The sequence below is a fragment of the Mesorhizobium sp. M7A.F.Ca.CA.001.08.2.1 genome, assembly GCF_003998455.1.
GTDB lineage: Bacteria > Pseudomonadota > Alphaproteobacteria > Rhizobiales > Rhizobiaceae > Mesorhizobium > Mesorhizobium ciceri.
In genome coordinates this window covers 1-1,030 of sequence record NZ_RZPW01001226.1, presented here as the reverse complement: position 1 = coordinate 1,030, position 1,030 = coordinate 1, and the positions used below count along the sequence as shown (strand labels likewise).

1 pseudogene is annotated in these 1,030 nt (G+C 65.1%); it reads left to right on the top strand.

The features are described 5' to 3' along the window. Positions 1–1,030: pseudogene (locus EN914_RS36385) on the top strand (hypothetical protein); the annotation flags it as partial.

Sequence of the window (1,030 nt, the reverse complement as noted above, 5' to 3'; positions counted from 1 at the left end):
GATCTCGGATGCCCGCATCGTCGTGGCGGCGATGCCGTCAGGCGGCGACTGGACCGCCGGCCTGCGCAATGCGGACGGCCTCATCGATCCGGAGAAGCTGTCCGCCGCGGTGTTCGGAAACATCAACCACGCACTCGATGCCGTGCGGGAGGATTCGCTGCGTCGCATCGATCTTCGCAATGTCGAATTCGTGCTGCCCGAAACCGGAGCGATCAAGCTCGTCAAGATCACCGACGCCACCGTCGTGCAGTCGGGACCGGGCGGCATGCAGTTTTCCTCGAAGGCAGACATCGACGGCAGGACGCTTACGGTTGCCGCTACCGCCACCCGTGATATCGCGGCGCACCGGGTCACGGCGCTGGATGCGAGCGTCGATCTGGCCGACACCGGCGCGGCCGCTGCCGGCAAGTTGGGACCCGTCGCGTTGAAGCTGACGGGATCGGAAGGGTTCGGCGTGAACGCATCGCGGCTGACGGCCGCTTTGTCATCGACGGGCTCTGTCCTCGATCTCGGCACGCGAGGATTGCTGCCGGCGGACGTCGATATCAATGCGACGCTGGTTGCTGGCAGCAACAAGGTCCAGGTCGACAGATTGCTGCTGAAGACCGGCCGCTCGACATTCGATTTCGCCGGTTCGATCGGGCCGAAGCCGGCAAGCGGAGCGGTGGGTGAAGAGCCCTCCTATCGCTACGACCTGACCAGCGACGGATCGTCGCTTGCGCCTTCGGAGTCGCCCGAGCCGGCGCTCACCTTCCTCGCCCGGATCGCCGGTGTCTACAACACGGTGAGCCACAAACTGGTCGCAGAGCAGATCGCGCTTCGGTCCGCCGGCTCCGGCGAGGTGCTTGGCACCGCCGCCGTGGCGTTCGTCGACGGCAAAGTGCCGGGGATCAATCTGGCGTTCAACATCCACGACATGCAGGTCTCTCACGTCAAGCAGCTATGGCCGTGGTTTTCGGCGCGCAATGCCCGGCTGTGGGTGCTGGCAAATCTGTTCGGCGGCCGTGTCGTCGACGCCAACCTTCAGTTC